Annotated in this window: 26 protein-coding genes; 16 read left to right on the plus strand and 10 right to left on the minus strand. The window is 61.2% G+C overall.

Annotated elements, in window-relative coordinates; all coding sequences use genetic code 11:
* Positions 1-14 precede the first annotated feature (14 nt).
* The 4 genes from G454_RS0105955 to G454_RS17945 all read left to right on the plus strand — a co-directional run bounded on the left by G454_RS0105955 (position 15) and on the right by G454_RS17945 (position 4,476).
* Positions 15-1,946, plus strand: a complete 1,932-nt coding sequence (locus tag G454_RS0105955) for an aconitate hydratase (protein ID WP_027717881.1) — start codon at positions 15-17, stop codon at positions 1,944-1,946.
* The gene (locus G454_RS0105960; RefSeq protein ID WP_035107102.1) at positions 1,921-2,316 is read left to right on the plus strand and encodes a 4Fe-4S dicluster domain-containing protein; all 396 of its coding nucleotides are present in this window, start codon (positions 1,921-1,923) and stop codon (positions 2,314-2,316) included. The genes G454_RS0105955 and G454_RS0105960 overlap by 26 nt, the downstream gene beginning before the upstream one ends.
* A 19-nt stretch (positions 2,317-2,335) precedes the next feature.
* Complete coding sequence (locus tag G454_RS0105965; RefSeq protein ID WP_027717883.1) at positions 2,336-3,199, plus strand: CoB--CoM heterodisulfide reductase iron-sulfur subunit B family protein; 864 nt, start codon at positions 2,336-2,338, stop codon at positions 3,197-3,199.
* 68 nt (positions 3,200-3,267) lie between these two features.
* The gene (locus G454_RS17945) at positions 3,268-4,476 is read left to right on the plus strand and encodes an MFS transporter (RefSeq protein WP_051275954.1); all 1,209 of its coding nucleotides are present in this window, start codon (positions 3,268-3,270) and stop codon (positions 4,474-4,476) included.
* Here G454_RS17945 and G454_RS0105975 read toward each other — a convergent pair.
* The 4 genes from G454_RS0105975 to selD all read right to left on the minus strand — a co-directional run bounded on the left by G454_RS0105975 (position 4,471) and on the right by selD (position 9,073).
* Positions 4,471-4,689 (minus strand): hypothetical protein, encoded by a 219-nt coding sequence (locus tag G454_RS0105975; protein WP_027717884.1) that lies wholly within the window; start codon positions 4,687-4,689, stop codon positions 4,471-4,473. The two genes, G454_RS17945 and G454_RS0105975, sit on opposite strands and share 6 nt — an antisense overlap.
* A gap of 5 nt (positions 4,690-4,694) precedes the next feature.
* Positions 4,695-7,169: a heavy metal translocating P-type ATPase gene (locus G454_RS0105980; protein ID WP_027717885.1), complete on the minus strand. Its 2,475-nt coding sequence runs from the start codon at positions 7,167-7,169 to the stop codon at positions 4,695-4,697.
* Between the two features lie 232 nt (positions 7,170-7,401).
* Positions 7,402-8,010 carry a sulfurtransferase-like selenium metabolism protein YedF gene (gene yedF / locus G454_RS0105985; RefSeq protein ID WP_027717886.1) on the minus strand — a complete coding sequence of 203 codons (609 nt, stop codon included), beginning with the start codon at positions 8,008-8,010 and terminating at the stop codon, positions 7,402-7,404.
* A 19-nt stretch (positions 8,011-8,029) separates the two neighbouring features.
* On the minus strand, positions 8,030-9,073 hold the full coding sequence (gene selD / locus G454_RS0105990; protein WP_084413310.1) for a selenide, water dikinase SelD: 1,044 nt from the start codon (positions 9,071-9,073) through the stop codon (positions 8,030-8,032).
* Between the two features lie 173 nt (positions 9,074-9,246).
* On the opposite strand from selD, the gene yqfC reads away from it, so the two are divergent.
* From yqfC to G454_RS0106040, 9 genes are all read left to right on the plus strand, one after another.
* Positions 9,247-9,516 (plus strand): sporulation protein YqfC, encoded by a 270-nt coding sequence (gene yqfC, locus G454_RS0106000; protein WP_211229980.1) that lies wholly within the window; start codon positions 9,247-9,249, stop codon positions 9,514-9,516.
* Positions 9,517-9,535: 19 nt separating this feature from the next.
* Positions 9,536-10,768 carry a sporulation protein YqfD gene (yqfD, locus tag G454_RS0106005; RefSeq protein WP_027717889.1) on the plus strand — a complete coding sequence of 411 codons (1,233 nt, stop codon included), beginning with the start codon at positions 9,536-9,538 and terminating at the stop codon, positions 10,766-10,768.
* Positions 10,769-10,786: 18 nt separating this feature from the next.
* Complete coding sequence (locus tag G454_RS0106010) at positions 10,787-11,752, plus strand: PhoH family protein (RefSeq protein ID WP_027717890.1); 966 nt, start codon at positions 10,787-10,789, stop codon at positions 11,750-11,752.
* A gap of 5 nt (positions 11,753-11,757) precedes the next feature.
* Positions 11,758-13,944 (plus strand): HD family phosphohydrolase, encoded by a 2,187-nt coding sequence (locus G454_RS0106015; protein ID WP_027717891.1) that lies wholly within the window; start codon positions 11,758-11,760, stop codon positions 13,942-13,944.
* A complete protein-coding gene (gene ybeY / locus G454_RS0106020) occupies positions 13,898-14,350 on the plus strand; it encodes an rRNA maturation RNase YbeY (protein WP_027717892.1) in 453 nt (150 codons plus the stop codon). The genes G454_RS0106015 and ybeY overlap by 47 nt, the downstream gene beginning before the upstream one ends.
* Positions 14,347-14,718, plus strand: coding sequence for a diacylglycerol kinase family protein (locus G454_RS0106025; protein ID WP_245574332.1), 372 nt, complete (start codon positions 14,347-14,349; stop codon positions 14,716-14,718). The genes ybeY and G454_RS0106025 overlap by 4 nt, the downstream gene beginning before the upstream one ends.
* 13 nt (positions 14,719-14,731) lie before the next feature.
* Positions 14,732-15,172: a cytidine deaminase gene (gene cdd, locus G454_RS0106030; RefSeq protein ID WP_211229981.1), complete on the plus strand. Its 441-nt coding sequence runs from the start codon at positions 14,732-14,734 to the stop codon at positions 15,170-15,172.
* Positions 15,153-16,052: a GTPase Era gene (gene era / locus G454_RS0106035; RefSeq protein ID WP_027717895.1), complete on the plus strand. Its 900-nt coding sequence runs from the start codon at positions 15,153-15,155 to the stop codon at positions 16,050-16,052. Before cdd ends, era begins: the two co-directional genes overlap by 20 nt.
* Positions 16,053-16,176: 124 nt before the next feature.
* Positions 16,177-17,145, plus strand: coding sequence for a magnesium transporter CorA family protein (locus G454_RS0106040; RefSeq protein WP_281168445.1), 969 nt, complete (start codon positions 16,177-16,179; stop codon positions 17,143-17,145).
* Here the strand turns inward: G454_RS0106040 and G454_RS0106045 are convergent.
* The 5 genes from G454_RS0106045 to G454_RS17960 form a co-directional block, all read right to left on the minus strand.
* Complete coding sequence (locus tag G454_RS0106045) at positions 17,116-17,691, minus strand: UbiX family flavin prenyltransferase (protein WP_281168448.1); 576 nt, start codon at positions 17,689-17,691, stop codon at positions 17,116-17,118. The two genes, G454_RS0106040 and G454_RS0106045, sit on opposite strands and share 30 nt — an antisense overlap.
* 148 nt (positions 17,692-17,839) lie before the next feature.
* Positions 17,840-18,298, minus strand: a complete 459-nt coding sequence (locus G454_RS0106050) for a pyruvoyl-dependent arginine decarboxylase (RefSeq protein WP_027717898.1) — start codon at positions 18,296-18,298, stop codon at positions 17,840-17,842.
* A gap of 58 nt (positions 18,299-18,356) precedes the next feature.
* Complete coding sequence (locus G454_RS17950) at positions 18,357-19,217, minus strand: lipid II flippase Amj family protein (protein ID WP_245574333.1); 861 nt, start codon at positions 19,215-19,217, stop codon at positions 18,357-18,359.
* A 99-nt stretch (positions 19,218-19,316) separates the two neighbouring features.
* The gene (locus G454_RS17955; RefSeq protein ID WP_051275957.1) at positions 19,317-19,964 is read right to left on the minus strand and encodes a L,D-transpeptidase family protein; all 648 of its coding nucleotides are present in this window, start codon (positions 19,962-19,964) and stop codon (positions 19,317-19,319) included.
* A 61-nt stretch (positions 19,965-20,025) separates the two neighbouring features.
* Complete coding sequence (locus G454_RS17960) at positions 20,026-20,718, minus strand: N-acetylmuramoyl-L-alanine amidase (RefSeq protein ID WP_211229982.1); 693 nt, start codon at positions 20,716-20,718, stop codon at positions 20,026-20,028.
* 70 nt (positions 20,719-20,788) lie between these two features.
* On the opposite strand from G454_RS17960, the gene recO reads away from it, so the two are divergent.
* The 3 genes from recO to G454_RS0106080 all read left to right on the plus strand — a co-directional run bounded on the left by recO (position 20,789) and on the right by G454_RS0106080 (position 22,711).
* A complete protein-coding gene (recO, locus tag G454_RS0106070; protein ID WP_027717899.1) occupies positions 20,789-21,535 on the plus strand; it encodes a DNA repair protein RecO in 747 nt (248 codons plus the stop codon).
* Between the two features lie 62 nt (positions 21,536-21,597).
* Entirely contained in the window at positions 21,598-22,026 is a 429-nt protein-coding gene (locus G454_RS0106075) for a DUF4342 domain-containing protein (protein ID WP_027717900.1), read from the plus strand.
* Positions 22,027-22,381: 355 nt separating this feature from the next.
* Positions 22,382-22,711: a tRNA-binding protein gene (locus G454_RS0106080; protein WP_027717901.1), complete on the plus strand. Its 330-nt coding sequence runs from the start codon at positions 22,382-22,384 to the stop codon at positions 22,709-22,711.
* Here G454_RS0106080 and G454_RS22045 read toward each other — a convergent pair.
* Positions 22,708-22,901: hypothetical protein (locus G454_RS22045; protein ID WP_211229983.1), on the minus strand; the 194-nt coding region annotated here is incomplete at its 5' end. The genes G454_RS0106080 and G454_RS22045 overlap by 4 nt on opposite strands.

Here is a 22,901-nt window from a genome sequence, read left to right on the forward strand (position 1 = left end):
GAGAGGTGATACTAATGGGCTATAACATTACCCAAAAGATCTTAGCCAGTCACCTGGTTTCTGGTTCTCTAGAGCCGGGCAAGGAGATTGCCATTCGGATAGATCAAACTCTTACCCAGGATGCTACTGGTACCATGGCTTACCTTCAGTTTGAGGCTATGAACGTCCCCCGGGTTAAAACGGAGCTTTCCGTTTCTTACGTGGATCACAACACCCTGCAAACTGGCTTTGAGAATGCCGACGACCACCGTTTTTTGCAAGGTATGGCTGCCAAGTATGGTGTCTATTTCTCTAGACCAGGAAACGGTATCTGTCACCAGGTCCATCTGGAAAGGTTTGGAGTTCCAGGAAAAACCCTTCTGGGGTCGGATAGCCATACACCGACAGCAGGGGGGCTGGGCATGCTGGCCATTGGAGCAGGAGGTCTTGACGTGGCGGTGGCCATGGCTGGGGGGCCTTTCTATATGGCCATGCCCAAAGTGGTCAACGTTCGGTTGCACGGCAGGCTTGCCCCGTGGGCTAGCGCGAAGGATGTCGTCCTTGAAGTTTTGCGCCGCCTGACCGTTAAAGGCGGGGTGGGCAAGGTCCTGGAGTACGGTGGGGAAGGGGTTAAATCCCTTACCGTGCCCGAGCGTGCTACCATTGCTAACATGGGAGCGGAAACCGGGGCCACCACCTCCATTTTCCCCAGCGATGAGGTCACCAGGGCATTTCTGCGGGCTCAGGGCCGTGAGGAGGTTTGGGTGGAGTTGTTAGCGGATCCAGACGCTTCATATGATGAGGTATTGGATATTGATCTCAGCTCTCTCGAACCCTTAGTAGCATGCCCCCACAGTCCCGACAATGTAAAGCCGGTTCACGAGGTAGGGCCGGTAGCCGTGGACCAGGTTGTCATCGGTAGCTGTACCAATTCTTCTTACCTGGACCTGATGCGGGTGGCTGCCATTTTAAAGGGAAAGGTAGTTCATCCGCGGGTGAGCCTGGTAATTGCTCCCGGCTCCCGGCAGGTCTTGACCATGCTGGCACAAAACGGTGCCCTGGCAGACCTGGTGGCAGCCGGGGCCAGGATCTTAGAATGCGCCTGCGGGCCATGTATTGGTATGGGACAGGCTCCCCCTTCTGGCGGAGTTTCGGTACGTACCAACAACCGGAACTTCAAGGGGCGTAGCGGTACTGCCGATGCCCAGGTTTACCTGGTAAGCCCTGAGACTGCAGCAGCTACTGCTTTAACAGGTTATCTAACAGATCCAAGGGAGTTGGGTGATCCACTGGTAGTTGAAATGCCCGAGAAATTTTATATAGATGACCGCATGATATTGCCACCGGCAGAGGATCCAACCAGCGTAGAGGTTGTGCGCGGTCCAAACATTAAGCCTCTCCCGCCGGCAAAGCCTCTGCCCGCAAGTATTCAAGGACGGGTGCTCATTAAGGTGGGTGACAACATCACCACCGACCACATTATGCCGGCAGGGGCCAAAGTATTGCCCTTGCGTTCGAATATCCCGGCAATGGCGGAATATGTTTTTGCCGGTGTGGATCCTTCTTTTGCCCGCAGGGCTAAAGAGGCTGGGGGCGGTATTATCGTCGGTGGCGAAAACTACGGCCAGGGCTCAAGCCGGGAGCATGCAGCACTGGCTCCCATGTATCTGGGCATAAAAGCTGTTTTAGCTAAGTCATTTGCCCGTATTCACCGGGACAACCTGATAAATTTCGGGATTCTCCCCCTTACCTTTGTTGAACCAGCAGATTACGAGAGAATAGAGCAGGATGACGTGCTGGAAATTAGTAACATACCAGAGGCTCTCCGGGGAGGATTGGAGCTGGAAATCAAAAACATTTCCCGTAACTTTACTTTTAAGGCCCGGGCGCAGATGACGCCTCGAGAGGTGGAAATTCTCTTGGTGGGAGGTTTACTTAATTATGTTTCTACGCAGCAAAGGAAGTGAAGAGTTAATTGGGCGCGTTAAGGAAATAAGCGGGCAGGACCCACACCTCTGCATGCAGTGCGGTACGTGCGGCGGGAACTGCACCGCCAGGGAGTTTATGGATTTTTTGCCCCGGCAGGTGGTGCGTATGGTCCAGCTGGGGGATGCCCGGGCGCTGCGGTGCCGCTCCATATGGATATGCAGCACCTGCCTGCTCTGTACCGTCCGCTGCCCCCGGGGAATAGACGTCGCCCGCATGATGGAGGCCCTGCGGGTAATAAACTTGCGCCGGGGCAGGGAAGCGCTGCCGGTGGCGAAAATCCCCGCGGGACTGCTGGGCCAGGTTCCCCAGATGGCCTTGGTCGGCGGCCTCCGCAAGCTAAGTGCGTGAAAGAGGGGTGGCGCGGGTAATGGAAATGCCGTACTTTCCGGGCTGCACCCTTTACCGGAAAGCGGAGAACCTGGACGCCTCCACCAGGTCCTCCCTGGCCGCCCTGGGCGTGAAGCTGATCGAGCTGCCCCGGTGGACCTGCTGCGGGGCGGTGGTCCCCCTGGCCCGGGACAACTACATGGGCATGGTGGCGGCGGCGCGCATACTGGCCGATGCGGCCAAAATGGGGAAAACACTGGCCACCGTTTGCTCCTTTTGCTATAACGTGTTGAAACAGGTTAATTATGTGATGCAACGTGACCCGGAAGCCAGGCAAAAGTTAAATAACTACCTGGAGGAGGGCTACCGCGGCGAAGTGCGGGTGATCCACGCGCTGGAAATTTGCCGGCAGAACCCAAGCCTTCGGGCCGCAAAGGATAGGGGATCCGGGTACTTAAGGGGTCTTAAGGTGGCCTGCTATTACGGGTGCACGCTCCTGCGGCCCGCCGCGGTGGCCCTTGACGATGCGGAAAACCCCGCCGTCATGGAAGAAATGGTGGCCGTCCTGGGAGCGGAAGCGGTGGCCTACCCGCTCAGGACGGCCTGCTGCGGCTCTTACCAGGTGCTGCACGAAGGCGCCCTGGTGGCGCAGAAAGTAAGGGAAATCATCGCCTCCGCTTCCGCCGCGGGAGCGGAAGTAATCATTACCAGCTGCCCCCTGTGCCAGTTTAACCTGGACTGGTGGCAGGAAAGGTTTTCCCGGGAGGACGGCGGCTTTCGCCCGGTGCCCGTCTTGTACTTTACCCAGCTCCTGGGTATGGCTCTCGGAGTCCCTCCCGGGGACCTCGGCCTTGAGCGGCACCTTGTGGACCCGCGGCCCCTGCTGTCCGGGGCTCCCCTCTAGGGTGGTCGGCGCAGCGGCCGCTTTGTGCGGGTAGGGTAGGGGCCTGAACTGCCGGGGGGATCATGGCTATGGAACGCTGGAAAAAGGGCCTTTTTGTTGTAGCGGGTGCCCAGATGATGGTCACCGCGGCTGCCCAGACCTCCACCCCCCTGCTGCCTTTTTTCCTTGCCGAGCTGGGGGTGACGGAGCCCAGGGCCGTGCGCAGGTGGGCCGGGATGCTGGCGGGAGTAAACGCCCTTTTTACGGGCATGTTTTCCCCCGTTTGGGGGAGCCTCTCCGACCGCTACGGGAAAAAGCCCATGCTTCTGCGCTCTGCGGCCAGCATTGCCGTATTTACTTTCCTCACCGGCTGCGCCGGCAACGTCCAGCACGTGTTGCTGCTGCGCGTTTTGCAGGGCGCTTTTAGCGGCTTCTCGGCGGCCGCCCTTTCCCTCCTGGGGGCGCTGGTACCGCGGGAGCATTTCGCCTTTGCGGTGGGGTTACTGCAGGCCGGGCAGATAATGGGCCTCCTCTTGGGGCCGCTGCTGGGCGGCGTGCTGGCAGATTTTTTCCCCTACCGCCTGGTGTTTAGGCTGGGCAGCCTGCTGGCCTTAGCGGCGCTGCTTGTGATCCTTGTGTGCGTTAAGGAAGAGACCTCCGGCGGTGAAACGCGGGCGCGCGGGGGAGGCTTAAAACTCCGCGGATTCTTCAGGCATGCCGGGTTAAAGGCGGCCTTTACTGTCATCTTTTTGACCCAGTTTGCCGTGCGGGGCGTTGAGCCCCTCATTCCCCTGTTTGTCTTCGAGCTGGTGGGGAAGGTCCCCGCGCTAAATACACTGGTGGGGCTGGCCATGGCCCTCCAGGGTGTCTCCTCTGCTCTGGGTGCCGCCTTAACAGGTAGGGTGGCGGCGCGGGTGGGGCACAGGAAGTTTTTGCTCCTCAACCTGGTTATGGCGGCCACCCTCTACTTTCCCCAGGCGGCAACGGGCAACATCTGGGCTTTTATGGGCCTGCGCGCCGTGCAGGGCTTTTTCCTCGGGGGGCTGCTGCCGGCCACCAATTCCCTTATCGGCGCCATGACCCCGTTGGAAATAAGGGGGAGCGTGTACGGCCTTACGTCCAGTGCCTTCTTTTTCGGCAACTTCCTGGGCCCCCTGGTGACGAGCTTTCTGTCCGCCCACCTGGGGCTGAGGGCTGTTTTCCTGGTGGCAGCGGGCATTCTCTACCTTAACCTGATATGGATATGGGGGAATATAAAGGAGCGCGGCGGCGCGGAAGCCGGGCAGGAAGAATCATGAGGGGGGTGGCGAGCCGTGCCTCCTGGCCGCCCGCGAGATGACCAGCGGCATGGTGATGATCATGGAGAGGAGGAAAACCCAGGCGGCTCCTCCAAGGCGGGCCAGGAGGGGGTAGGGCTTTCGGGTGGCGTAGGTAGCGGCAAGGAACAAGAGGGCGGCGGCCAGCGAGATGGCCGTGTATAGTAGTGCGGCAGAACTTCCTTTGGCGGGCAAATCGCTCACCTCCCCTTCTTAAAGGTGGGGACGAAGCGCTTTAAGAGCAGGGCGTTGGCGGTTACGGAAATTGAGCTCAGGGCCATGAACAGGGCGGCCAACTCCGGGCTGACCAGGAGGCCGGTGGAGGGGTAAAAGGCACCTGCGGCCACGGGGATGCCCAGGCTATTGTACAGGAAGGCCCAGGCCAGGTTCTGGCGCACCTTGCGCATGGTGGCCCGGCCGATCTCAACGGCCGAAACCACGTCCCGCAGGTCGCTCCGGATGAGGATGACGCTCCCGGTTTCTTTGGCTATGTCCGTGCCCGCGCCGATGGCCACTCCCACGTCGGCGGCGGCCAGGGCCGGAGCGTCGTTGATGCCGTCGCCCACCATGGCCACGCGGTAGCCTTCTGCCTGCAGGCGCCGCACCTCGCGGGCCTTGTCCTGCGGCAGCACCTCCGCCAGCACCTCTGCAATGCCGGCCTGCCGGGCGACGGCTGCGGCGGTGCGCCGGTTGTCCCCCGTAATCATCATTACCCGCAGGCCCATCTCCTTAAGGCGGGCAATGGCCTGCGGCGCTTCCTCCCTGATGGTATCGGCCACGCCGATTACTCCTGCCGGTTTTCCATCCACGGCCACCAGCATGGCCGTCTTGCCATCCCTTTCCAGTTCTTCGGCGTCCTGAAGGAGGGGTGTAAGGGGCACGCCTTCCCTTTCCAGGAGGCGCCGGTTGCCCACCAGAATTGTACGGCCTCGGTGGCGCGCTTTGACGCCGTGGCCGGGTACGGCCTCAAACTCTTCCGGTTCTTCCGCGGCCAGGCCCGCGGCTTCCGCTCCTCTGCTGATTGCCTTTCCCAGGGGGTGCTCGGTTCCCTTTTCCGCCGTGGCGGCTAAGCGCAGCAGTTCGTCTTGCGAAAACCCCGCCGCGGGCACGGCGTCGGTCAGGGAAGGCTCTCCCCTGGTGACGGTGCCCGTTTTATCAAAAAGCACCACCTGCACGGAGGCGAGGCCTTCAACGGCCACCGCTTCCTTGAAGAGGATGCCATTTTCTGCCCCCTTGCCGGTGCCGGCAATCATGGCGCTGGGCGTGGCCAGGCCCAGGGCGCAGGGGCAGGAGATGACCAGGGTGGACACGCTCAAAAGCAGCGCAAAGCCGAACACCCCCACCTCGGCCAGGCCGTACGGTGAGAGGATAAAGCGGCTGTCCGGGCGGAAAAAGGCCTCATACCCGTAGAAAAACCAGAAAAGGAAGACCGCAAGGGCCAGGACGTGAATGCCGGCAATGAAGTGGCCGGCCACGAAGTCGGCCAGCTTCTGCACCGGGGCCTTGGTGGCCTGCGCCTCTTCCACCAGGCGGGTGATCTGGGCCAATACGGTGTCCTTCCCCACCCTGGTGGCCACAAACTTGAAAAAGCCGGTGCGGTTGACGGTGCCGGCAATGACCTCGTCGCCGGGCTTTTTCTCCACGGGGATGCTCTCTCCCGTGAGCATGGACTCGTCCACCGCCGAGTGGCCTTCCACCACCCTGCCGTCTACCGGGATGCTTTCCCCCGGGCGTACGAGGATTAAGTCGCCGGGGATGACTTCATCGGCAGGTATTTCCACTTCGCGGTCGTTGCGCAGCACCCTTGCCCTGCGGGGCTGCAGCTGGAGCAACCTGCGGATGGCTTCCGAGGTGCGCCCGCGGGTCAGGGCTTCCAGGTAGCGCCCCAGCACAATAAAGGCCGTGAGGAGGGCCGCCGACTCGAAGAAAGTGGCGCCCCGCCCGCCAAAGCCGGCCTGGGGCCAGATGGCGTTAATGGTGGCAATCAGGTAGGCGGCGCCGATGCCCGTGGCGTACAGGAGGTTCATGTCCGTGACGCCCTTTTTCAGGCCCTTTATGCTCTGCACGAAAAACTGGCGCCCGGCCACGGCCACGACCGGAGTGGTGAGGGCCCACAGGAAGAGGGGATGGGCGTCCCGGAACATACCCAGCATGACCAGGAGGGAGAGGGGCCAGGCAATGAGCATGTTGCGGGCCTGCTGGCGTATTTCCTCGCGCCGGGCGAGGGACTCTCGGTCGAGGGCTTCCCCTGCCCCTTCCCTTTCGGCCACCTCGTAGCCGAGTTCCCTCACCACCGCCTTGATTTGTGCCGGCGTTACGGTACCGGGGTAAAAGCTGACGCGGGCGGCTTCTGCCGGCAGGCTGACGGCTGCCTCGCACACTCCCGGTAGCTGGGCCAGGGCTTTTTCCACGCGGGCGGCGCAGGCCGCACACCTCATGCCCCGCACGCTAAAGCTTATCTCTTCCGCGGGCACCCTGTAGCCCAGCTCCAAAACAGCCCTGGCCAGGTCCGCCACGGTGGCCTGCTGGGGATCGTACTCCACGCTGGCCTTTTGGGCTGCCAGGTTTACCGCGGCATTTTTTACGCCGGGGACCGCTTTTAAGGCTTTTTCCACGCGGGCGGCGCAGGATGCGCAGCTCATGCCTTCCACGGGGAGGCTGACTTGCTTCGTCACATCGCTCCCTCCCTGGGGTAAAAAGCCCGCCGCTGTGCCTTGCGGCGGGCCGGGCAGTTTACCGTCATGCCCAGGACTTTATTCAGCAGCCTTCTTTGCAGTGCGCCACAGGGCGTAGCATGTAACGCCTTCTCAGCATAACCGGGAAACCTCCTTTTTCCCCCTGGACTTTCCAGAGGCGGCCTATGCTTAAAATATAGTTTCGGGCCGGGGCTTTTGTCAAGGGATACCCCTAGGGGATATTGACCACTTTTCCCGGCCCGGAGAGGATGGCGTTTATTTCATGCATGTTGCTGATTTTTCCTGCCTGAAGCTTATCTATGAGTTTGTAGTATTCCAGGCAGGTGCCGCAGGAGAGAATGCGCGTGCCCGAGGAGGCCATTTTTTGCAGGGGTTCGAGCACCGGGGAACCGGCACAGGTAAGGAAAACGCCGCTGTTAATGAAAATGAGGTTATCCGGGGGAGGATTCATGGCGGCCAGGGTGGTCATCAGGCTCTTGATGAGGACCATGCCCAGTTCGGGAGCTCCCTGGCCGAAGAGGTTGGAGGTAAAAAAGTAGGTGAGGGGCCTCTCGGCTGCGGCGCTTGCCTGTGCCTGCGGCGCGGCTTCCGGCCCTTTATCCCCCTCCTTGGTAATGGTAATGATAAAGTTCCCCTCGTTTTCCTCTACCTGAACGGGTAAGCCGGCATTGGCGGCCAGCATGGTTATGTTTTCCCGGGCCACCGGGTTGTCCACGGTAACTACCACTTTCCCGGTGGGGATCTCCTCCAGTGCTTTTTTGGTTTCCAACACCGGCAGGGGGCAGGCCAGCCCCCGGCAGTCCACCTCTTTTACGAACAACTCTGCCCCACCCCTTTTCCTATTCTACGCGGATAAGCCAGTCCTGCCTCGCCACCGCCCTCCCCACCACCCTGGCCCCGGGTACCCCCCTGACCGCCAGCTCCTCTAGGAGTTTTTCCAGGCGCTCCGGAGGCACGGCTATGAGCAGGCCGCCGGAAGTCTGGGGGTCAAAGAGCAGGGCCTGCTGGGCGGGCGTGAGGGAGACAGCGAGGTTTACCCTGGGCAGGAGGTAGTCCCGGTTGCGGTAGGCCCCGCCGGGCACCAGACCCGTGGAGGCCAGCTCTAACGCCCGGGGGAGGAGGGGGATGCGCTCGTATGCAAAGGCCAGGCTTACCCCGCTGGCCAGGGCCATCTCCGCGGCATGGCCCAGGAGGCCAAAGCCGGTTATGTCGGTGCAGGCATGTACCCCGACCGCCTGCATGGCTTCCGCCGCCTCCCGGTTGAGGCTGCACATGGTTTTTATCGCCACATCACAAGCTTCCGGGGGGGCCAGCCCGGCCTTTAGGGCTGTGGTGATGATGCCCGTGCCCAGGGGCTTGGTGAGCACCAGCGCGTCTCCCGGGGATGCCCCGGCGTTGGTGACCACTTTCTGGGGGTGAACCAGCCCGGTGACGGCCAGGCCGTACTTGGGCTCGCTGTCCTCCACCGTGTGCCCCCCGGCAATGACGGCACCCGCTTCCCTCACCTTGTCCGCCCCCCCGCGCAGGATCTCGGACATGACTCCCGGCGAGAGGCAGGTGGGGTAGCAGACAATGTTTAAGGCCAAAAGGGGCTTTCCCCCCATGGCGTATATGTCGCTTAAGGCGTTGGCCGCGGCAATCTGCCCGAAGAGGTAAGGGTCGTCTACGACGGGGGTAAAAAAGTCCACCGTCATAATGAGGGCCAGGTCGCCGGTGAGCTGGTAAACCGCGGCATCGTCGGAAGTCTCCAGCCCTACCAGCAGCCGGGGGTCGTCCTGGCGCGGCAGGTGCCGCAGCATCTGCGACAGGGCCTCCGGCCCCAGCTTGGAAGCTCACCCGGCGGCCCGCGAGAGGGAGGTCAGGCGCACCGCTTCCTGGCTCAAGGTACTCACCTGCCTTTGGAGGCTCAAGGCCTTTTTATTTTTCTCCTTAACCCGGGGGATTTCCTTTTATTTTGCCCATAAGAAGATTTTATGTTGCGCGGGACTTCCATAAAGGGTTCCGGAGCATCCTGTCCCACACGGGCGCATATACTTTGGCAGGGAGGGATTGGCAAATGCCCTGGCAGAAATGGCTCAAAAGGGTGGCCGACTTGCTGGAAATACCCGGGGACGTGATGCTAAATCTGCCGCGCATCGTCCTTGTCGGCAACCTGCAGGCTTTTATCGAAAACCACCGCGGCATTCTGGAGTACAACCCCCAGGTGGTGCGGGTGAGCATATCCGAGGGCGAGCTGGAAATTAGCGGGGAGAACCTGGTGCTGCGCAACATACTGCCCGAGGAGATCTGCGTGGAGGGAAACATCAGGGCGGTAGCCTTTAGATGACGGGAGGAGCGTTCTTGCCGTGTTCCTCTTCAGGCTGGCCAATTTTCTGGTTGGTTACGTTACCCTGGCGCTGCGGGGGGAGGCCCCGGAGAAATTAATCAACATGGCCACCGCGCGGGGCATTTTCCTCTGGGACATTTACCGTACCGGCAGCCAGGAAGTACGCGTGAAGGTGCGCCTGAGCGCCGTATGGCCTTTTTTGCACCTTGCCCGGCTCGCCCGCTGCCGCTTCCACGTTGTCGGGCGCGCGGGCCTGCCCTTCCTGTGGCTGCGGCTGGTGCGGCGGAAAGGGCTTCTCCTGGGCGGGGTATTATTTGTGACCGGGCTTTACATCCTGGGCTCGTTTGTCTGGAGTGTGGACGTTACCGGCAACCGGCGGCTTGCCGCGCAGGAAGTGCTGGAGGCGGCAAGGGAGGCCGGTCTCCGGCAGGGCGTGCCCAGGTGGAGCCTGGACGCGGCTGCTGTGGAAAGGGCCCTCCTGGAAAGGCTGCCCGACCTGTCCTGGGCGGGGGTTTATGTAAGGGGCACCCGGGTGACGGTGGAAGTTGTGGAGAAGGTCCTGCCTGGGGAGAGGCGGCAGGTATTTGCGCACGTGGTGGCTAAAAAGAGCGGCCTGGTCAAGGAGGTTCTGGTGCAGAGCGGGCATCCCCTGGTAAAGGAAGGGGATACGGTGGTGCCCGGCCAGATCCTCATCTCCGGGATCATCCCCCCTTCCCGGGAAGAGGAATCTGCGGGTTCCCCTTCTCCCCGCCACCCCACGTGCGTGCGGGCCGCCGGGATGGTCAGGGCCAGGGTCTGGTACGAGGGCTACGGGGAGGCCTTACTGAAGGAGAGCGGGCAACGCCCCACCGGACGCCGGGCCGTGCGGGCATGTATCAAAGTCGGCGAGAGGGAAATAATTTTAGCAGGCCCCCGGGACGTGCCCTTTGCCTTGTATGAGGCCAGCACCACGGTTAAAAGTCTCCCGGGGTGGAGGAATCTATACCTGCCCGTCGAACTAGTTATATGTAGCTTTAACGAAATGGAGAGCTACACCGTCACCCGTAGCCGCAGTGAGGCGCGGCAGCTGGCCGGGGAGAGGGCGCTGGAGGCGGCGTACAGGCAGGTGCCCAAGGGGGCGGCGGTGGTACATAAACAGCTAGATGAACTGGTGGTCAAAGAGCCAGAGACTGTTGTGCGCGTGAAAGCCCTGGTGGAATGCGTGGAGGAGATTGGGGTCGAGCAGCCCTTTGACCCCGGGCATTCCCAGTAGAGGAGTGGGAAGGCAAAGTTGGTCAGAAAGGAAACGGAAGCAAGGATTGTTTTAGAGGACGTTGCGGAAGCAGCGGAAATCTTCGGCCGCCACGACGAGCACCTGGCCTTGATGGAGAAGTCCCTAGGCGTGCGCATGGCTACGCAGGGCGGGGAGGTCATCATTACCGGCCCGCCGGAGCAGGTGGCTCAGGCCCGGGGGGTCTTCCGGCAACTGCAGGAATACTACCGCGCGGGCAACCGGCTCACCCTGCACGAGATTAACTATGCCATCAAGGCCGTGCGCGCCGGTATGGAGGACGCCCTTTCCCACCTGGCCAGGGAGGTAACTCTGGTTACCGCCCGGGGAAAGCAGATTAAGCCCAAGACCCTCGGCCAGAAGCATTACATCGAGGCCATAAGAAAGCACGATATTGTCTTTGCCATTGGCCCTGCCGGGACGGGGAAAACTTACCTGGCCGTGGTTATGGCCGTGCGGGCCTTGCGCAACCGCGAGATCAGCCGCATCATCCTCACCCGCCCGGCAGTGGAGGCGGGGGAAAAGCTGGGCTTTTTGCCGGGGGACCTGCAGGAAAAGGTGGACCCCTACCTGCGCCCCCTTTACGACAGCCTTTACGACGTGCTGGGCGTGGAAAACACCCAAAAGTACCTGGAGCGCCACATCATTGAGGTGGCTCCCCTGGCCTACATGAGGGGGCGTACCTTAGACGATGCCTTTATCATCTTGGACGAAGCCCAGAACACCACGGCCCAGCAGATGAAAATGTTCCTGACGCGCATAGGCTTTGGTTCCAAGGCCGTCATTACCGGGGACGTCACCCAGATCGACCTGCCCCGGGGGGAAATTTCCGGCCTGGTTCATGCCCAGAAGATCCTCTCTTCCATAAAGGGCATAGCCTTTTGTTACCTGACGGGGGAAGACATCGTCCGCCACCCGCTGGTGCAGGAAATCATCAGAGCCTACGAGCTGGCGCAAGAGGAGTGAGGGCTATGTTGCCCCTACCCGCAGTTGGCGCAAGGATTACCCGGCGGCTGGCCCCGCTGCTTAAATCTCGCCGCATGCGCCGGGTTTCTATGGCCGTGCTCTTTTTTTTGCTGCTCACCGTACTCCTTTCCGTGGAATACGTACCCTACAAGGTAAGCTTGCGGGAGGGACAGGTTTCTCCTGTGGAAATTAGGGCCCCCCGCAGCGTTGTTTTTGAAGATAAGGCGAAGACCGAAGAGCTGCGGCGCCAGGCGGCGGCAGCGGTGCGCGAGCAGTACGACCGCGACCCGCTGGTCAGCGAGGCGGTGCAGCGGGACATCAGCGGCGCCGTACAGAAAATCCGGGACGCGCAGGGCGACACCAGGAGCAGCGAAGAGGAGCGCCTGGAGCGCCTGCAGGGCAGCCTGCCTTTCAAGCTGCCGCGGGAGACGCTCTTGGCCCTGCTGCGCTCCAGCCCCCGTGCCCTGGACCAGGTGGAGAGGGGGGTAAACAGCCTGGTGGCCCAGGCCCTGGAGAGCGAGCAGGGGGTTACTCCCGACAGGCTTGATGCAGTTAAGACCGGCCTGGCGGAGCAGGTGGCCCGCCTGGGCCTGGGCGAGGCCCAGCAGGAGCTGGCCCAGAGCCTCATCCAGCATTACCTGCGGCCCAACAGCTTCTTTAACGCCCAGAAGACGCGCCTTTTAAAAGAGGCGGCCATGGAGACGGTTCCGCCGCAGATGGTTACCGTCAGGCAGGACGAGATCATCCTCAGGCCCGGCGATGTGGTGACCAAGGAGCACCTGGCCAAGCTGGAGGCCCTGGGGCTCAACCGCACGGGCTTCCCCTGGCGGGTAATGGTGGGCAATGCCCTGCTGGTGGCCCTGTTGATGAGCGTGGTACTCCTTTACCTCTACCAGCAAAAGCGGGAAATTTACGAGCATTCCGGCCACCTCTATCTCGTGGGCATTATTGTGCTCGTGGTGCTCTCCGTGGGCAAGGGCATCACGGTGGTAAACATCCCCTACTGGCCGGAGCTGGGTGCCCTGGTGGGGTACATGGTGCCAGTGGCGGCGGCGGGTATGCTCACGGCCATTTTGCTTGACTCCCGCCTGGCCATGCTGGTGGTGGCGGTAATGAGCTTTCTGGTGACCATGATGACCCAGGGGCAGTTCCGCTTTGGGCTGGAGGCCCTGGTGGGGGGCTTTGTGGGGGTTTACAGCGTCAGCAAGCTCAGCCAGCGGGGCGACCTGGCGCGGGCCGGGGTATATGTGAGCGCGGCCAATTTCGTGACCATCCTGGGCTTAAGCATCTTGGGCAACACCTCTTGGAGCGCGGCCATCACCGCCGGCGTAGGCTTCGGGCTGATCAACGGCCTTTTGTCCTCCATCCTGACCATCGGCGCCCTGCCGTACCTGGAGAGTGCCTTCCGCATCACCTCGCCGGTGCACCTGCTGGAGCTCTCCCACCCCAGCAACCCCTTGCTGCGGCGCCTGCTCACCGAAGCACCGGGCACCTACCACCACAGCATTATTGTGGCCAACCTGGCCGAAGCGGCGGCGGAGGCGGTGGGGGGCAACAGCCTGCTGGCCCGCGTGGGGGCTTACTACCACGATATCGGGAAGATAAAGCGTCCCTACTTTTTCATTGAAAACCAGGTGGGCCCCGAAAATCCCCACGACAAAATTGCTCCTTCCTTGAGCACCCTCATCTTGACAGCCCACGTGAAGGACGGGGCGGAGTTGGCCCGGGAGTACAAGCTCCCTCAGGCCGTGGTGGACATTATCGAGCAGCACCACGGCACCGGGTTGTGCACCTACTTCTACCACAAGGCGCTGGAAAACGGCCAGGCGGAGAAGGTGGAAGAAGAAGAGTACCGCTACGACGGGCCCAAGCCCCAGAGCAAGGAAGCGGCCATTGTCATGCTGGCCGATGCCGTGGAGGCCGCCGTGCGCTCCCTGCAGAACCGTACCCCCGGGAGGGTAGAGGGCATGGTGCGCAAGATCATCAGGGATAAGCTCATGGACGGCCAGCTGGACGAGTGCGATTTAACCTTTAAAGACCTGGATAAGATTGCCGCGGCCTTCCTGCAGGTGCTGAGCGGCATCTTCCACTCCCGCGTGGAGTACCCTGATTTTAACAAGGAGCTGGAAAGGAGAAAGGCCAGGGGTGCCGGTATTGGTAAGCAATCTGCAAGAAAAAGTGCCGGTGGATAAAGGGCTGCTGGAGCTGGCGGAAAAGGCGGCGCAGGCCGCCGTTCTGGAGGGCGGCGGGCCGAAAAGCGCAGAAGTAAGCGTGGCCCTGGTGGACGATGATTACATACGCCGGCTTAACCGCGCGTACCGGAGAAAAGACAGTCCCACCGATGTGCTTTCCTTTGCCTTCCGGGAAGGTGACCAGCTGCCTGGGGGAGAAGGGTTGCTGGGCGACGTGGTGGTTTCCCTGGAGGCGGCCCGGCGCCAGTGCCGGGAGTACGGCCACAGTTACGAGCGGGAAGTGGCCTTCCTGGTCGTGCACGGCGTGCTCCACCTCCTGGGTTACGACCACCAGGATGAGGAAGGGCGGCGCGCCATGCGGGAAAAGGAAGAGGCCGTTTTGAGCCGCCTGGGACTGGCCAGGTGAGCGGGGAAATGGGCAGGAAATTTCTGTACGCCCTGGCCGGGCTGGCTTACGCCCTGCGCACCCAGCCCAACATGCGCTTTCACCTTTTGGCTGCGCTGGCTGTGCTGGCTGCCGCTTTTATCCTGGGCGTGGATAAATACGAGCTGCTCTTTCTCTTCCTGGCCATCACCCTTGTTTTGCTGGCCGAAATGTTTAACACCGCCCTGGAAACAGTGGTGGACTTGGCCAGCCCCGGTTTTCACCCCCTGGCCAAGGCGGCCAAGGACGTGGCGGCCGGTGCCGTGCTGCTGGCGGCCCTTCATGCGGTGGCGACCGGCGTGGTGGTCTTTTACCCCCACCTGCGCTTGATCCTGCAAACTTTCAGGTAAAAGGGGCGATTTGGTGGATAGCTGGGCGGAAAAGCTAATTGCGGCGGCCCTTTTGGCCAGGGAAAGGGCCTATGCGCCTTACTCTAGCTTTAAAGTGGGTGCGGCGCTCCTTACGGCGCGCGGTAAAATATATACCGGGTGCAACGTGGAAAATGCCTCGTACGGGCTGACCGTGTGTGCCGAAAGGGTGGCCCTCTACAATGCCGTCAGCGAGGGGGAAAGGGAGTTTACCGCCCTGGCCATCGTTTCCGACGGTCCTTCTATCACCGTGCCCTGCGGTGCCTGCCGCCAGGTACTCGCGGAATTCAGCCGGGACCTGAAGATACTCATGGGCAATTCTCAGGGCGGCTATGTGGCCGCCTCCCTGGAGGAACTTTTCCCCCTGGCCTTCACGCTGGATGCGGCAGGTGAGGCCGCAGGTAAGGAGGGAAACAATGGAAGAGGGGAAATTTAAATCCGGCTTCGTGACCATCATCGGGCGCCCCAACGTGGGTAAGTCCACCCTGCTGAACCAGCTGGTGGGCCAGAAGGTGGCCATCATGTCCGACAAGCCTCAGACCACCCGCCACAAGATCCACTCCATCATCACCAGGGAAGACGCGCAAGTTATTTTCCTGGACACGCCGGGCATACACAAGCCCCGGCACAAGCTGGGCGAGTACATGGTGGAGGTGGCCCTGGGGACCTTAAAGGAGGTTGACCTCATTCTTTTCCTGGTGGAGCCGCAGCCGCCGGGTCCGGGAGACGAGTTTATTATTGCCCAGCTGCGGGAAGTGCAAACCCCGGTATTTCTGGTGATTAACAAGATCGACCTGTTAAAGAAGAAGACGGAACTCCTGCCTGTAATCGACGCCTACCGCGGGAAATACAACTTTGCCGAGTACATACCCATTTCCGCCCTGGAGAGGGACAACCTGGACAAACTTGTGGACCTGGTGGTTTCCTACCTTCCCTACGGGCCCAAGTATTACCCCGAAGACATGGTTACCGACCGGCCCGAACGCTTCATCATGGCCGAACTCATCCGCGAGAAGGTGCTCCACCTCACCAGCCAAGAAGTGCCCCACGGCGTGGCGGTGGTGGTGGAGGAGGTGGAGAGGCGCTCCCCACGGCTCACCTACGTGCGGGCGACCGTGTACGTAGACAAGGAGTCGCACAAGGCCATCTTGATTGGCAGGGGGGGGCGCATGCTCAAGGAAATCGGCAAGCTGGCCAGGGAAGAGATGGAAGCCCTCTTTGGCTCGCAGATTTACCTCGACCTCTGGGTTAAAGCCAGGCCCGGCTGGCGCGATCACGACCTGTACCTGCGCAACTTTGGCTACGTTGAAGAGTAGCGGCGGCGTAAATTGGCCTTGGCAGGCGTGGGGGGTTTCTGCTAAAGTTTAAGTGGGTAGGCTGGAACCCCCGCGCAGGTTTTCGGCCTTCTGAAACAACGAAGGCTTTTTTGTTTTGGAGGTGGTGTCCGTGTTCAGGGTATATAAAAACTTGGGAGAGAGAATTTTGGAGACGGGCTTGTTGGGGGAAAAGGGCAGCTGGGTAAATATGGTCAACCCTACCCCGGAGGAAATAGAAGAGGTGGTGCGCTGTATCGGCCTGCCCAGGGATTTTCTGGAGTACCCCCTGGATGAAGAGGAGAGTTCCCGCATAGAGGTTGAAGAGGGCTCGGTGCTTATTATCATCCGCGTCCCGGTGATCAGGGACTCTATTTACGACACCCTCCCTTTGGGCATCATCATCACCGAGAACATCATCCTCACCGTCTGCCTGGAGGAACTGGACATTTTAAGCGATTTCTATAGTGGCCGCATGAGGGGCTTTTATACTTTTAAGAAAACCCGTTTCCTCCTGCAGATCTTTTACAAGACCGCCCTGCAGTACCTGCGCTACTTGCGGCAGATAGATAAAAAGAGCGAGGAAATCCAGCTCAGGCTGCACCGCTCTACCCAGAACGAAGAGCTGATAAGGCTCCTGGGGCTGCAGAAAAGCCTGGTTTACTTTACCACCTCCCTGCGCGCCAACCAGGTGGTCATGGAAAAGCTGCTGAAGTCGCACCTGGCCAAGGATGCGGAGGCCCTGGGGTTAAATACGGGCCTCATAAAAATGTACGCGGAGGATGAGGACCTCCTGGAGGACGTGATCATTGAAAACAAGCAGGCCCTCGAGATGAGCGACATTTACGCCCAGATTTTGAGCAGCACCATGGACGCGTACGCTTCCGTTATCTCCAACAACCTCAACATTGTCATGAAGTTCCTCACCTCCGTAACCATTATCCTCATGATCCCCACCATGCTGTTCAGCCTTTACGGCATGAACGTGGAGCTGCCTTACCAGCACTCGCCGCTGGCCTTTTGGGGAATTATCCTCCTCTCCGTTATTTTCGCCATTTTCGTCCTTCTAGTCTTCCGCAAGAGGAACATGCTCTAGCTGTTCGCCCCATCTCCTGCCCAGGCAGTGGGCGATGCCCAGGTGGTCCAGCACCCTGGCGGTGGTCTGCAGGACCAGGTCTTCGACGGTGCGGGGGTGGTGGTAGAAGGAGGGCACGGGAGGCATAATGGTCACCCCCAGCCGGGCCAGCTTGAGCATATTTTCCAGGTGGATGGCGCTTAAAGGGCTTTCCCTCACCAGGAGGATCAGAGGGCGCCTTTCTTTGATGGTTACGTCGGCGGCCCTGGCAATGAGGTTGTCGCTGAGGCCGCAGGCTATGGAGGCGAGGGTTTTCATGCTGCAGGGGGCGATGACCATCCCCTGGTGGGGAAAGGAGCCGCTGGCCATAGGCGCCGCCAGGTCGTCGGCCTCGTAGGCGTACGAGGCCATTTCCTTGACCTCCTGCACGGTCAGGCTGGTTTCCAGGGTCACGGTGCGTGCCGCCCAGGGGCTGAGGATGAGGTGGGTTTCAATGCCCAGGAGCTTTAGCTGCTCTAGCAGGGTGATGCCGTAGATGGCTCCCGAGGCCCCGGTGAGGGCCACCACTACGCGCAAGGCATCTCACACTCCTCTCCGGGGCCGGTGCGGGCGGTAGGAGGGGAATCCTTGGGCCCCGGCGGTTAGGCCTTTCCCTGTGAATTTTACTCCATTTCGGGACAAAAGCAAAGCCGGGCGTATTACCTGCCCGGCTTTGCTAATACCACATGAGCACGCCGGCAAAAACGGCCCCGGTCTTAATCACCCGGTGGTCTACGGCCTTCACCAGGTACTCCTTCATTTCCAGCCCCCGCACGGCAAAGGCTTCTTCCACCATGCGGCGGATAATTTTTTCTGCTTCCTCCCTGGTGGTGCGCCCGGAATATTCCATGATGACCCCGAAACCCTCGGGGGGGATGCCCACGGCTACGGCGGCGGCTATTTGCTCGCCGGGCGTGGTGGACTTGAGGGACCCGTAAGCCACGGGGACCAGGGCTCCGGGGGGCAGGTAGAGCTCTGCCACGTAACGGGCCCGGGGGGGCAGAATACTGCTCACCCTGATCAGGTTCACGTTACCCGCCCCGGCCTTGAGGAGTGCTTGGTCAAAGGCGTTTAAGGGTGTTTCTCCCTCTCCGGCCCCGGCAACCAAGGTAAATTTGGTCGGTATGGGCAGCAAGGCATTCCCTCCGTTTCGTACCTGTTTTTCCCCGTCCGGACGGGTGAAAAAGCTATTACTAGGTTATGGCGGCGGGGTGATAGTGTGCCTGTCCGGCAATGAACTGGGCGACCTCCTTAATGAGGTAGGCGGAGGGCAGGAAGAGCGCTTGGGCCAGGATGGTTCCCAGGACCCTCGTCAGGCAGAGGTAGTAAACCATTTGCCGCACATCCTGCTGGTCGCGGGTTCCCCGCAGGGCCTGGTCGGTGATCATGGCCGCGGTAGGGTCGACAATCATGGCCGAAAGGATGGTGGCCACGCCGTTTACCAGGCCCGAGAGCAGGCTGGCCGTGGAGCGGTAGTCCGGGAGGAGCGCCCCTGCGTAAAGCGCCGAGAGTACGCCGGTGGTCCAGATGCCGATGACCAGCGTGTTGGCCGCCAGGAAGGCCAGGGGTATGTTGCGCGGTCTTTCCGGCAGGGAGGAGCGGAGGACCTTTAAGTACCCGGGCCTCTTGCGCAGGGTGCGGGCCAGGAGCCTGGGCGAGGAGAGGAAAATGATGAGGCGGGGTATGGAGCCGGCTTCTTCAAAAAGGAAGATGACCCGCGTGAAAATATAGTTAAAGGCAGGGGTGGCCAGCACGCCCAGGAACGTGCCGGCGGTGGCCGAAAAAATGACCAACCTGATGTCCTTACAGAGCTGCTGCAGCTGCTGCTGGTAAAAGGGTGACTCCACCAGGGCCATGGGGGAACCATGCAGGCCGGTGTTGATGGTCCGCTCTACCACCGAGGACAGGAGGGGGGCCTGGATGAGGTTGGCCGTGCTGGCCACCAGGGAGATGATTTGAAAGAGGGAATAAGCGGTGGCCAGCCGCCGGGTGGTCACCCCGGAGAGCCTGACGGCGTAAACCAGCGTATCAATTAAGTGAATGACGGCGGTCAATAAGGCTATGAGCAGGATGCGGTCGATCTCTCTTCACCTGCCGGAAACGGGCTTGTCTTTTAAAAAATATATGTGCCTGCCGGGTGCGGTAACACTTTCCTAGTAGCCCAGCAGGCGCCACACGTCTTCGTCGGCGGCAGATTTTTCTTCCAGGCCGTAGTCCCGGCGGAACTTGCCGAGCGCCCCTGCCGTCTGGGGGCCGAAGATGCCGTCCGGCCTCGCCCCGTAATAGCCCAGCTTGTACAAGGCCCTCTGCAGCTCCCAGACCGCCGTGCCGCAGCTGCCTTCCCGGAGCAGGGGCACTCCGCCGGCAAAGGGGTTGCCCAGCACCAGCACCGGCGTACCCTCGGCAACCAGCTCGTACAGCTCCACCACATGCTCGTTGTGGAGGCGTATGCAGCCCGCGCTGGCGTAGGTGCCGATGGTCCAGGGGCTGTCCGTGCCGTGAATGCCGTAGCTGCCGGTAGGTATATCCAGGCCCATCCAGCGCGGGCCTATGCCGGGGGTGTACCCGGCAATCTTCTCCCTTACCCTCCACAGCCCTAGGGGCGTTTCCGTGCCCGGCCTGCCTAGGGCCACGGGGTACTGCCGGACGGGCTGGCCGCGCGCAAAGAGGGTCAGGGTCAGCCTCTGCGTATCCACGATAATGTAGGTATCCAGCCAGGGCAAGGGCTCACACCCGGCCCGGCAGGGCAGGAAAAACACCAGGAAGAAAAGGCAGGCCCAGAAAGGGGTAAGGCGGCGCATTTCACCTCACCGCCTCTTATTTTCCCCCCTTTGGCCCTTTAAAAGCCTTTCTGCCTCCTGGTTAATTCTGTACCCTTAGCGCGAAATATTTCACCAGGCCCGCATAAAGGCCCCAGGCCAGCTTGCTTTGGTACAGAGGGTCCTGCAGCAACCGGTACTCCTGGGGGTTGGTTATAAAGCCGATTTCCACGATGACCGTAGGCACACGGGAGTGGCGGAGGAGGTAATAATCCCCGGGTAATGGTACCCGCCGGCTATTTGGGGCCAGGAGGTTTAATTCCTCCTGGATGCACCTGGCGAGGGCTTGGCTTTCGGGCGATCCGTGCCGGGCAAAGGTCTGAGCCCCGCACTGGGAGGGGCTGGGGAAGCTGTTGATATGGATGCTGACGAAGGCATCGGCCTGGAGGTTGTTGGCCAGGGCCACCCGGCGGGCCAGGTCCTGGCGCTTGCGCTGGTAGAGGCCCGTGATTTCCGGGTCGGCCAGGTCGTAGTCCCCTTCACGGGAAAGAACCACCTTTGCCCCGCCCTGGCGTAGCAAAAGGGCCAGCTTTTTCCCCACCGCCAGCACCAGGTCTTTTTCCAGCACGTTATTCTGGCCCACCGCTCCGGGGTCCACCCCCCCGTGCCCCGGATCTACGACCACCACGCGATCTACCAGGGCAAAGGAGAGCGCCTGCACGGACTGCCGGTGAAAAAAGCCGAAGAGGTGCTCTGTCCCCGTCCACAGGAGCAAAATAGCCGTCCCCAGGACCACCCAGAACCTGAGCGTGATTTTTCACCCCCTATGGTAAAATACTTATGGCCCTCGAAGGAGGGATTTGCGCATGAGGTTTTACAAGCTGCAGGCCGTGGTCCTAAAGGCCGTCAACATGCGGGAAGCTAGCCAGCTGCTGACCCTCTTCTCCCTGGAGAAGGGGAAAGTGCGCGCCGTGGCCTACGGCGCGGCCAAGCCGGCCAGCCGCAAGAGGGGGGCGGTGCAGCCCTTTACGTGCTCTCTTTTTCTCCTGCGCCGCGGCAGCGACCTGGATTCCGTCGCCCAGTGCGAGGTCCTGGAGGCTTTCCCGGAGGTGAGGGAGTCCCTGGAGAGACTGGCCTGCGCCTTTTACCTGGCGGAGTTGCTGGAGAGCGCCACCGCCGAGGGCGAGCCCGCTGCCCCCCTTTACTGGCTCTTCCTGGAAACGCTGCGCGCCTTAAGGGAGGTAGACGCGCAAGTGCTCTGCCGGGCCTTTGAGGCTAAGATGCTGGCCCTGCTGGGCTGGCAGCCGTGCCTGGAAAAATGCGCCTCCTGCGGGGGCAGCGTGGACGGCAGGAGGGTGAGCTTTCATGTGCCCTCCGGGGGCATTCTCTGCCCGTCCTGCGCCGGCCGCCTGGAAGGAGCTTTGACGTGCCACCGGGGAACGGTGGAGTGGCTCAAGACGCTCCTGCGCTGGGAAACGGCCAGGCTGGGCCAGCTGAAAGTGGGCCGCCCGGCCAGGGAAGAGCTAAAGGAGCTCTTGCAGAAATTCATGGCCCACCACCTGGAGCGCTCGGCCAGGTCCCTGGCCTTCCTGGAGGCGGCGGAGCATGTATAAAGCTGGTTCCTCCCGGGTTTAATATCCTTTAAAGAACAAGAGTAAGGGGAGGAAGACGAAGGGTGAACAGCGAGCTGGAAAAGATCGACCTCATCCGCGCCCGCCTGGGGGTCGGATACAAGGAGGCCAAGGAAGCGCTGGACGCGGTCGGCGGCGATGTGGTGCAGGCCCTCATCCGCCTGGAGGAAGAGAGAAAGGGTCTGGCGGAGAAACTCCACGACCGCGGCCAGGAGATTTTGGAGCAGCTCAAGGAGCTGGTGCAGCGCGGTCACGAGACGAAGATAAAGATCAAGCAGGGCGAGCGCACGGTCATGGAGCTTCCTGCCTCCGTAGGCGCCCTGGGCCTCCTGGGCACGCTGGCCAGCAGCCAGCTGGCCGTGCTGGGGGCCCTGGGGGCGGTGGCGGCCATGACGAAAAACTACACCCTGGAGATCGAGCGCCCCGCACGGAGTGAGAGGGGAGAGGAGATGGGGACCGCAGGCCCTACGTAAGAGGGGGCCTGCCGCGCCGCGGCTTTACGAGAAGGCGGCGGCCCCGTTGACTTTGGGCCTTGGATCTGGTAAATTATCATTGCCCAACAGAATACCTGGCGATGAGGGAAATGAGTAGGCGGGGGAGTTTTCCCAGAGAGCCGGGAAGAGGTGGGAGCCCGGTAAACGAACCCGCGCGAAGGGGGTTCCCGAGCTGCGGGAGGAAAGCCGCCGCTTCAGGCGGCGGTGAGTAAAGCCCGCACCTTAAACGAGAGGGCTGCCGTGCGGCAGCCAAGCAGGGTGGAACCGCGGGAGCGACCTCCCGTCCCTGGCCTTGTGCCCGGGCGGGGGGTTTAAATTTTAAGGGAGTGGGGCGATGGCCACTATTGAGGATTTTTTAGCGGTTGACATGCGCGTGGGGCGGGTGCTGCAAGCGGAGGAATTTCCCGAAGCGCGTAAACCCGCCTACAAACTAACTATTGACTTTGGCCCCCTGGGAATAAAAAAGTCCAGCGCCCAGATCACCGCTCTTTATCGCCCGGAGGAACTGGTAGGTCGCCTGGTGGTGGCGGTAGTAAACCTCCCGCCCAGGCGGGTGGCCGGTTTTCCTTCGGAGGTCCTGGTGCTGGGAGTGCCCGACGAAAAGGGCGATGTAGTCTTGTTGCAGCCCGACCGGGAAGTGCCCCTTGGAGTGAGGGTGTTCTAATTTTTTACAAAAGCCCCGCTAGAATGCCCCCGATTTTTAATCGGGGGATGAATGGCGGCTTGGTTTTTCTCTCCGGTCGTGCTAAAATTTAAGCAGGCCGGAGGAGATGTTAAATGCAGACGGTAACCCTCAAAACAAAGCTCCTGCCTCCCAACAAGGGCAAGCTGGAAAAGATGACCCGCATGCTGGA

Origin of the sequence: Desulfovirgula thermocuniculi DSM 16036 (assembly GCF_000429345.1) — a bacterium.
Classification (GTDB): Bacteria; Bacillota; Desulfotomaculia; order Desulfotomaculales; family Desulfovirgulaceae; genus Desulfovirgula; species Desulfovirgula thermocuniculi.